We start from the raw sequence: 9,626 nt of genomic DNA on the forward strand, positions 1-9,626 counted from the left end.
GGCCGTCTAATCTATTGGACCGAGGCGGCGTTGTCACGGATTCCCCATCGAATTCAGATTCATCGACCGAACCGCCCATTGCTCGGCCGTTTGCTGGTCCACCGCCAACGAAAACCGGAAGGTCGCGCCGCGTCCGGGAACATCAATCAGCTGGATCTCGCGGCCGTGCAATTGCAGGATCCGGTGCACGATCCGCAACCCCAGTCCGCCATCACGCCGTGCGCCGCCTATGTTGAATGGGCGCAGGAACAGACCTTCGCGCAATTCGGCGGCGATGCCGGGGCCGGTGTCGCTGACGGTGACTTCGATAAACGGCCCTTGAGGGCGCAGGCCAAGTTCGATTTCTCCACCTCGGGGGGTATGGCGCAGGGCGTTGTCGAACAGGTTGGTCAGCACCCGCTCGATCAATCCAAGGTCGGCGAAGGCGGCTGAAACATTGGGTGCGAAGGTGGCCTTGAGTTCGACCTGGCGCGCCTCGGCCGTCAGTTCGAATTTCTGGAAAATGTCCTGCACCAGATCGGTCAGCGAGAAGCGCTCCAGCACCGGTTGCACAAAACCATGTTCCAGTCGCACCAGTTCCAGCAGCGATTGCGCCAGACCACCCACCTTGCGGCTTTGATCCAGCGCGATGCCCAGGTAACGGCGGCGGTCGGTGGGGGACAACGTGGCGTCCTTGAGCGACAAGGTTTCCAGATAACCGTGCAGCGAGGCCAAAGGCGTGCGCAGGTCGTGGGAGATGTTTGCCACCAGTTCGCGGCGTTCCTGATCCTGGCGGGTCAACGAACGCCATTGTTCACCGAGGCGCGCTTGCATCTGCCGGAAGGCCGCGTCGAGTATGGCGATTTCATCGTGGCTGGCGGCTTTTTCCAGCGGGACGGATGCAGGTGGCGTTACCGGAGCGCCATCAATGTCGAACTGGCTGACGGTTTCGGTCAAACGGCGCAAAGGGCGGGTGATGAGGGTGAATGCCGTGAGACCGGCAATCAGGCACAGCAACGCCACCAGCCCGATGGACAACAGCGCGGTATTCAGGGCGGCGCTGGTGGCGCCGCGTTCGGCGAAGCGGTCGCGCTCTTCGCTGAGCAGCACCACATAGAGATAGCCCGCCGGTTTGCCGCTGACCTGTAATGGCGCGGCGCTGAACACCTTGCGGCCATCGACGCTGCGCGGATCGTCGCCGAGAATCGGCAGGGTATCGCCCTTGAGCAGGCGCTGGATCGGCGCCAGGTCGACCCGCTCCCGGCGTATCCGACCCTCGGGCGCAGCACTGCCGACAATCTTGCCCTCGGTGTCGAGCAGATACACCTCGACACTGGGGTTGACCAGCATCAACTGGCTGAACAGGTCGCGCACGGCGTCGGGCATCAGGCCTTTGGTGTCCATCAATACGGTGTCATGGGCGATGTGTTGGGCCAGATCCCGTGACAGCCCTTGCACCACTTCCAGCTCATGCATCTGGTTGGCGCGCACCTGCATCCATGCCGACGTGCCGCAACACACCAGCAGCAACACGGCGAAAACCAGAGACAGGCGCTGCGTCAGGGTCAGTCTCACGGTTGCTGCTCCTTGGCCACGAATTTGTAGCCTCGTCCCCACACCGTGAGGATGCGCGCCGGTTGTGCCGGATCTGCTTCGATCTTTGCCCGCAGGCGGTTGATGTGTGTGTTGACCGTGTGCTCGTAACCTTCATGGCTGTAGCCCCAGACCGCGTTGAGCAGGTCCATGCGCGAGAACACTTTGCCGGGCTGACGAGCGAAGAAATACAACAGGTCGAACTCCCGTGGCGTGAGGTCGAGGCGGCGACCGTCAAGGGACACATCGCGCGTAATCGGGTCAATGGAGAGACCGTCCGTGATCAAGCTACCGGCGTCCATTTTCAAGTTGCGGGCCATGGCGTCGACCCGTCGCAACAGCGCTTTGACCCGGGCCACCAGTTCGAGCATGGAGAAGGGCTTGGCCAGGTAATCGTCGGCGCCGAGTTCGAGCCCGAGAATCCGGTGCACTTCGCTGGATCGTGCACTGGTAATGATGATCGGTGTGTAGCGGGCCATGGCGCGGGCGCGGCGGCAGATTTCCAGGCCGTCGACGCCGGGCAGCATCAGGTCGAGGATCAGTGCGTCCCAGCTTCCTTGCTGCAGCAGTCGCATGCCTTCATCGCCATCGGCGCAGTGCACCACCTCGAACTGCTCATCGCGCAGATGCAGGCAGATCAGGTCGGCGATGTGCAGGTCGTCCTCGACCACGAGGACGCGTTTGGTCTGTTCCATCAAGCTCAATCCTTCGGCGCAATGAGCGCATTGTGCGGGTTTTCCGGGGCCGGAGTTATCACGAATTGTTTAACTTCTCGTGAGGATTTGGCGATCAACCCAAGCCTAGGCTGTGTTCCATGACAGGCACCTGGATTTTTCGGAGACGACCATGTTTTCACGGCGACAGTTTCTCGTAGCAGGCGGCGGGCTAGGCGCTGCAGCCCTGGTCATCGGTGTATTGCCAAAATTTTCCGCAAGTTCTGCGCTCGTCAGTGACGCCAGTGCGACGGAGGTGTTCGAGGTGACTCACAGTGACGGAGAATGGCGCGCCATGCTCAGCGCCGAGCAGTACGAAATCCTGCGCGAAGAGGGCACCGAACGGGCCTACAGCAGCCCGCTGAACAACGAGCACCGTGAAGGTATTTTTGCCTGTGCCGGTTGCCAACTGCCGCTGTTTTCTTCCGCGACCAAGTTCGACAGCCGCACCGGTTGGCCGAGCTTCTGGGCACCACTGGACAAGGCTGTGGCCACTCGCCAGGACCGCTCCTTCGGGGTGTTGCGCGAAGAAGTTCACTGTCGGCGTTGTGGCGGTCATTTGGGCCATGTCTTCGACGATGGGCCCAAACCCACTGGCTTGCGGTACTGCATGAACGGCCTGGCGATGACGTTCGAGCCGCAGGCGGCTTGAGCCATGGACACATCTTTTTGCGTTTACGTTCGGTTGATCGTCATTCCATTTATTCAGGAATCAGCTTCATGAAAACCCTATTCACCTGGCGCCGCGCCCTGTTGGGCCTGGCCGCTGCCGGCGTCATTGGCCACTGCTCAGCGTTCTCTTTCGGTGCCGAAGACGCGGTCATCATTCCTCCACCCAGCCTCGACGGAACCACCCAGGCTCACAGCGAAACCGCAGTCTTCGCCGGCGGTTGCTTCTGGGGTGTCCAAGGCGTGTTCCAACATGTAAAAGGGGTGACGAAAGCTGTCTCCGGTTACGCCGGCGGTGCAGCCAACACCGCTCAGTACGAGCGGGTCAGCGAGGGCGATACCGGTCATGCGGAATCCGTGGAAGTCACCTTCGACCCCCGTCAGGTCAGCTATGGCACCTTGCTGCAAATCTACTTTTCGGTGGCTCACAATCCTACCGAACTCAACCGTCAGGGACCTGACAGCGGCACTCAGTATCGCTCGGCGCTTTTCCCGGAAAACAGCGAACAGCAACGTATCGCTCAGGCCTACATTACCCAGCTCGACGCCGCTCATTCGTTCAACAAACCTATTGTCACGAAGCTGGAAACCTACAACGGTTTCTACCCGGCGGAGGAAGAGCATCAGGACTTTCTGACCGAGCATCCGACCTATCCCTATATCGTGATCAACGATCTACCGAAGGTCGCGCAGTTGAAGCAGCTGTATCCGGATCGGTATCAGGAGAAACCGGTTTTGGTGAAGGCGGGGATGTGAATGGCGGGTGTGTTATTTACGACGTGGGCGCTCCATCGCAATGGTCGACGCTTCAAAACCCAGGCTTGAAAAGAAATCCGAAGCGCCTTCCCGGCCTGCTCGCAGAACCCAGGTAATGTCGGCGTTCTCGCCCATGACATGCTCAACCAGTGCACGCCCGATACCATCACGTCGATGCTGCGCACAGACGACGACCATCGACAGATAACCGTTTGAAAGGCCGTCAGTGATGCCTCGGGCAAAACCGACAATGCGGGCGTTCTTCACAGCAAGGGCGGTGCGTTGGGAGTTAGTGATCAACTGCGCAAAATGTTCAGCGGAGCCTGTGCGGTGAGCCCATCCGTTCTGCCCCAGAAAATGGCGTACGGACTCTACTTCCGAGGGCAGTACATCGCGGACATGCAAGACATTGTTCATCCCGAAATCACATTCTTGCCCGCTATCTTCGAACGGTACAGCGCTTGATCGGCCCTGGCCAGCAACCCGGTCTGTTGTTCTTCTTCAAAGCGCTGAACCACGCCAAAACTCATGCTCACTTTAAAGTCCCCGATCGGCAGCAAGTCGGCAAGGCCGTGGCGGATTTTCTCGGCGAGGGTCCGGGCGTCGGCGAGTGGGGTATTGGGAAGGATCATGATGAACTCGTCACCGCCCCAACGCGCGAGCAGATCGCCTTCACGCACGCAGTGCTTCACGCTCTCGACCACTTGCACCAATGCCGCATCACCCAGCGCATGCCCATAGTGATCGTTGATGCATTTGAAGTCGTCGAGGTCCATGGTAATCAGCGACAGTGGCTGTCGAAAGCGTTGGGCGCGGTCGCATTCCTGGGGCAGGGCTTTTTCCAGGCGATAGCGGTTGGCGATCGATGTCAGTGCATCGGTTTCTGCCAGTTTGCGGTTTTCTTCGAGTTGAATTTGCAGTTGCAGATTGACCCGGGAAAGCTCCCGGGTGCGCTCTTCAACGATCGCTTCAAGGGATTGATTACGACGTTCAAGCGCTTCGAACAGGCGCTTCTTGTCTTCGATACTGCGGTGTGCGCCGACCATCCGTGCCACCGAGCCGTCGGCATTGCGCGCCAGTACGTAGCCACGGTCTTCGATCCAGGTATAGCTGCCATCCTGCATGCGGCAGCGATACTCCGCCTGATAGCCGGGCGCTCGCTGACTCAGGTAGTCATCGAACAACGCCATAACCTGCAGGTAATCGTCGGGATGGATCACGTTTTCCCAAGTCAACACGTTGTTATCCAGGGAATGCGGCGGATAGCCGAGCATCTTGTACCACCCGGGGTTGCGATAGACGAACCCTGTGTTGGCGTTCCAGTCCCAGATGCCGTCGCTGACCAATTCCAGAATGGTGTGCAACATGTCTTCGTTCAAATCCGACAGATTGAATTTCAACGACTCGATATTCGACGCCTCACCCATCTCTGCTCTCCCTGCCGTCCGATATCAAAGTGACCCGCCAGTCGAGGAGATTAGTGCATGGCGTATTCGGTCGGCTAGTGCTTGCCCCATCTCTGCAAGGCAAAGTCGACGAAACTACGCAGTTTTGGCAAACGGTAGCGATCCTGGGCATACATCAGGTTCATCGGTCGGCTCGGCGGCAAGTAATTCTGCATCAATGCCACCAGTTTTCCGTCCTTGAGATCTTGCTCCATCAACGCATCAGGCAACACCACGATGCCAATACCGGTTCGCGCCGCTTGATGCAGTCCTGCCGAACTGTTTGATCAACATCGGTCCATTGACCGCTACCGCCACTTCGCCTTCGGGACCGGCCAGGCGCCAATGTTTTTCCACCGACTGCCAATCATCCCCGGCCGGATAGGCAAAGGACAGACAGTCGTGGTGTTGCAGCTCATCAGGTTTCTCAGGTGTGCCTTTGCGCGTCAAATACTCCGGTGATGCACACCGAGCCGCCTTCCAGTGCGAAATATCCACGACCATGGTCGGCAATCACCTACGGGCGCTGGAGCAACGTCTGGGCGTGCGGATCCTGATGGAACCGATTCAGGGTGAAAGCGGTGTCCAAATGGCCCCGCCCGATTACCTGAAAGCCATTCGCGAACTCTGCAATCGGCGCGCGGGGTTGCTGATGCTCGACGAAATCCAGACTGGCATCGGCCGCACCGGCCAGTGGTTTGCCTTTCAGCACGAAGGCATCGTTCCGGACGTCATGACCCTGGCCAAAGGCCTGGGCACCGGCATTCCCATCGGCGCCTGCCTGGCCCGGGGCAAAGCCGCCGATCTCTTCACCCCCGGCAGTCACGGCAGCACCTTCGGCAGCAATCCATTGGCCTGCCGCGTGGGTTGCACCGTGCTGGAGATCATCGAAGAACAAGGGCTGCTGGAAAACGCCAAACTTCAGGGCGAACGCTTGCTCGCCAGATTGCGCATCGAATTGGCGGACGACCCGAACGTCCTGGAGATCCGCGGCCAGGGTTTGATGATTGGCATCGAACTCAAACAGCCGATTCGCGACCTGACCCTGATCGCCGCACGGGATCACGGCTTGCTGATCAACGTGACACGGGGCAAGACCATTCGCTTGCTGCCGCCGCTGACGATTGATGAGCGGGAAGTTGAGATGATTGTCAGAGGGGTGTGTCGGGCGGTGAAGGTGGCCTGATAACTTCTAAATGGGCGTCGTCTCGTTTGAGGGACGACGTCGCGATAGAACTGATTGAGTGCTCGGTTTTGGTTTGCCTGGAACGCATATTGTGTATCGACTTGAACAGACGCGCCGCATTGGTTTCAGAGCTGAGAAGGTAGGTGGTTTCATCGTCTGCTTTGGAATTGGCCGCAGAGCATTTTTCAGCGTGTTCGCGACAATGTGAGTGTTGGACTGTATGCATCGTGTTCTCCGCATTTGACAGACGCTCAGTATCCATCGACTTACCAAAAGACGTTTCCGTGATCGATGTAATCCCGATCCGAATAACAAGCCATCTCTTGGCTCAGTGGCTGACGGGCGAACACGGCCGCTCGCCCAAACTCTCCACCAATCGAACCAGATAACCGTCCGGGTCCTGCACCAGAAATTCGCGTTGGCCGACTTCCACCGCCTCCGCGCGATACCAGACATCGGCGCAGGGACGAAACAGCGGCCATTCAGCGTCGGCCAGACGCTGGAGTATCGGCTCGACGACATCAACCGTGATTTGAAAGTTTATGCCTCGACCAAACGGCGGTTGCAGTGCGCCGGTTACCCACTGGCCTTCGGCCGGGTCGTATTGCTCCAGCATGATTTGAACACCCTTTTGATCGAGGTAGGCAAAACCGACTTCGGGGCGTTCATAGGCGATTTGAAAACCGATCAGGGATGTCCAGAAGTGAAGGCTTTTCTTGACGTCTGTGACCATTAATTCGGGGACTAACTTGCTCCGTGCAAACATACGCATCCTTGGGAAACAGTGTGATTAGTCGGCGTGTAGCAGGGTGTTCGCAAATGCCGTGATTTCGGTTCGATTCCTGAGTTTGATTTTTGAACCACTGAACGCTTCGAACAGACGTTGGTGCGCGGAAAATCCACTGGAGTCTTCGCGGGCCCGGTAACTGCCGGCCCATTCCAGCAACGCTATCAGCAACGTGTCGTCGTCCTGATTGTTTTCTCGCTGACGAACATTGGCCACGCAGCTTTCGTCTTCAACACACAACCAAATCAATGTCGTAGCGCGGTGGATAAGTTCGCTGACGATCCAGCCGTAAACACCCTCGATCACCCAGCGCTCTTCACCTGCTGCTACTCGCGCCATTCCCAGTGCCTCGGCACGGGGGCGGGGGATGCTGTGTTCGTCGGACAACCAGTGAATCAGGTCGAGATCGATCCTCGAAGCCTGAAGTTGTTCTGCCAATCGTTTAGCCAGCCAACTCTTGCCGGAGCCGGAATTGCCGATGATCAGGGTTCGGGTTAGGTTCATGATGACTCGCCATTTCAGTCTTCGTTTTCAGGCGCAACCATCCGCGTCTTCGGCAAACCGTTTGAGTTGTGCTGATAAATTTCCTGCGGCTGTCCTTTTTCATTAAAGAACACCTGCCCGATCCCCGCCGAATTCCACAGCCGTTCACCCGCTTCAGCATGTTCCGGGACATGCGGAACAATGCGCATGCGCCGACGCTTGGTCAGCCAGTTCAGCGGCGAGCGCGGCGAGTAGAGCCAGCGGTTGAGGCGGTCGAACCACTCGAGCAGCGCGGGTGGGAATTCGTTTTTGATGCCGCTGCTGGTGATCTGCCAGATTCGCGGACCGGCCTTGCGGTGTCGGATCAATACTTCGTAGACGAAGGAATAATGCACATCACCCGACAGCACCACGTAGTTACCGGGCGTGCGCGAGTGTCGGAAAATGTTCAGGATGACCTGGGCCGCGCCGCGATGGGCCATCCAGTTTTCGGCATCCACCAGCAGAGGATAACCACACCAGCTGAAGACCCGCTGTATCGTTTCGATCAGTTTGACGCCGAAGATCGGTGCCGGTGAAACGATGATCGCCGAGGGGTGATCGAGCAGCTCCTGTTGCAGTTCGCTGAGTGCTTCCCAATCCAGTAAACCCGAAGGCTGCTTGAGGGTCATCTCACTGCGCCAGCGCCGGGTGCGGGTGTCGAGCACGACAATGGCCGGGCTAGTGGGCAGCACGTAATGCCAGTTCTGAAACTTCAGCAGCTCATCGATCAAACCGTCCTGAACGTCGCTGTCGAGATAATGGTCCTGCCCTGTGGCACTCAGTAAACGGGTTTTTTCCAGCACGCCGTCGAATGCATCCGGGTTGTTGCCCCAGCCCTGACACAACATATAAGCAATCAGCGCGTTACCGATGATGCGCTTGGAGAACGGATGACCGTAGGCCGTTTCCTCCCATTGCGCGGAAAGATTCCAGTCATCGGTAATATCGTGATCGTCGAAAATCATCAGGCACGGCAGATGGGCGAACACTCGGGCGACACCCCCCAGACCCGCTTTGAAATCATCGATGCACGTTTGCTCCAGCGCATAACGCTCGCGTCTTTCGGGAATCAATTTTGGCGGTTTTGGAGCGATCAACGTCCAGGGCGTCGGTGACCACACCAGTAGGTACATGGCCATGACCTCGGCGAACGTCACCAGATGATTGTCAGCACTGCTGCTGGTGAAAATCGGCTTACGCACCCCGCCGAAAAATCGCTCGCGCAGGGTTTCGTTGCTCTTCAGCGCCGGTAACAAATCCGCACGATGGTAGTAACTGGCGGGATCCTCGTAGAGCTTGGCGCTGTCGCTGACCACCGCACCTTCGAGGTATTCGCCGAACAATCCCAGCCGCGCGATCAAGGCATGGATGGCTCGCAACATTGGGCCTGCGACATCGTCGGCGTACACCTGATCGCCGCTCATCATCAGCAGCGCCGGACGTTTGTGCGCGTCCGGTTCGGTCTCCAGCAAACGATCGACACACAGCAAACCGTCCGGGGCCGGATGGTGAGGTTTGCGGCAAGAACCATGCAGCAGTTGATCGACCCGTTTACGCAGGACGAAGTTTGGGCAACGGGCGTCGCCGTACAGCAAGTGCGGGGCCCAATCGGCGATGCCTGCGCCAGCGTCGTCAATCAGCAGGTCGTATTCGATTAACGTGTCGCAGGGCAGGGCGACGTCCAGCGATACATCGATCAAATGAACAAAGGCCTGGGTGCCCACCGCAATGATCGTGCACTGACGCGCGTCGAGGTGGATATCGTCGCGATCTTGCAGACGCAACGTCAGCGGCAATGCCCGCGACCCCACCAGCCACATCACCAGACGCGTGGGCTCCAGCCGTCGTAACAACGGCCCGACCAGGACAGGGGGCAGGGATTGATGATCGTCTGGCAGTGGCAAAGACATGGACATCCGGGTGCTTGGAACAGAGAAGCGCAGGATGATAACGCAGCTGATGTCAATGAATGG

Annotated in this window: 9 protein-coding genes and 2 pseudogenes; 3 read left to right on the plus strand and 8 right to left on the minus strand. The window is 58.4% G+C overall.

Going from position 1 to position 9,626, the window contains the following annotated elements; genetic code table 11:
- Positions 1-33: 33 nt before the first annotated feature.
- Positions 34-1,554, minus strand: coding sequence for a sensor histidine kinase (locus tag ACYZTU_RS06200; protein WP_461968758.1), 1,521 nt, complete (start codon positions 1,552-1,554; stop codon positions 34-36).
- Positions 1,551-2,267, minus strand: a complete 717-nt coding sequence (locus ACYZTU_RS06205; RefSeq protein ID WP_461968760.1) for a response regulator transcription factor — start codon at positions 2,265-2,267, stop codon at positions 1,551-1,553. The genes ACYZTU_RS06200 and ACYZTU_RS06205 overlap by 4 nt, the downstream gene beginning before the upstream one ends.
- Before the next feature lie 151 nt (positions 2,268-2,418).
- Between ACYZTU_RS06205 and msrB the strand changes: the two genes are divergently transcribed.
- Both msrB and msrA read left to right on the plus strand, forming a co-directional pair.
- Positions 2,419-2,937 (plus strand): peptide-methionine (R)-S-oxide reductase MsrB, encoded by a 519-nt coding sequence (gene msrB, locus ACYZTU_RS06210; RefSeq protein ID WP_461968762.1) that lies wholly within the window; start codon positions 2,419-2,421, stop codon positions 2,935-2,937.
- A 68-nt stretch (positions 2,938-3,005) separates the two neighbouring features.
- Entirely contained in the window at positions 3,006-3,710 is a 705-nt protein-coding gene (gene msrA, locus ACYZTU_RS06215; protein ID WP_461968764.1) for a peptide-methionine (S)-S-oxide reductase MsrA, read from the plus strand.
- Between the two features lie 12 nt (positions 3,711-3,722).
- Here the strand turns inward: msrA and ACYZTU_RS06220 are convergent, their stop codons facing one another.
- The 3 genes and pseudogenes from ACYZTU_RS06220 to ACYZTU_RS06230 form a co-directional block, all read right to left on the minus strand.
- Positions 3,723-4,127: a GNAT family N-acetyltransferase gene (locus ACYZTU_RS06220; RefSeq protein WP_461968766.1), complete on the minus strand. Its 405-nt coding sequence runs from the start codon at positions 4,125-4,127 to the stop codon at positions 3,723-3,725.
- Positions 4,124-5,137 (minus strand): sensor domain-containing diguanylate cyclase, encoded by a 1,014-nt coding sequence (locus ACYZTU_RS06225; protein ID WP_461968768.1) that lies wholly within the window; start codon positions 5,135-5,137, stop codon positions 4,124-4,126. Before ACYZTU_RS06225 ends, ACYZTU_RS06220 begins: the two co-directional genes overlap by 4 nt.
- Before the next feature lie 74 nt (positions 5,138-5,211).
- Positions 5,212-5,623: pseudogene (locus ACYZTU_RS06230) on the minus strand (LysR substrate-binding domain-containing protein); the annotation flags it as partial.
- A 4-nt stretch (positions 5,624-5,627) separates the two neighbouring features.
- Between ACYZTU_RS06230 and ACYZTU_RS06235 the strand changes: the two are divergent.
- A pseudogene (locus ACYZTU_RS06235) lies at positions 5,628-6,341 on the plus strand (aminotransferase class III-fold pyridoxal phosphate-dependent enzyme); the annotation flags it as partial.
- A gap of 328 nt (positions 6,342-6,669) precedes the next feature.
- Here ACYZTU_RS06235 and ACYZTU_RS06240 read toward each other — a convergent pair.
- Genes ACYZTU_RS06240 through ACYZTU_RS06250 form a run of 3 tightly spaced genes read right to left on the minus strand, consistent with a single transcriptional unit; the run spans position 6,670 to position 9,569 of the window.
- Positions 6,670-7,107 (minus strand): bleomycin resistance protein, encoded by a 438-nt coding sequence (locus ACYZTU_RS06240; RefSeq protein WP_461968770.1) that lies wholly within the window; start codon positions 7,105-7,107, stop codon positions 6,670-6,672.
- Between the two features lie 24 nt (positions 7,108-7,131).
- Positions 7,132-7,632: a P-loop NTPase family protein gene (locus tag ACYZTU_RS06245; protein ID WP_461968772.1), complete on the minus strand. Its 501-nt coding sequence runs from the start codon at positions 7,630-7,632 to the stop codon at positions 7,132-7,134.
- 14 nt (positions 7,633-7,646) lie between these two features.
- Positions 7,647-9,569, minus strand: a complete 1,923-nt coding sequence (locus ACYZTU_RS06250) for an alkaline phosphatase D family protein (RefSeq protein WP_461968774.1) — start codon at positions 9,567-9,569, stop codon at positions 7,647-7,649.
- Positions 9,570-9,626: the final 57 nt, after the last annotated feature.

The organism is Pseudomonas sp. HLT2-19-2, assembly GCF_054898005.1.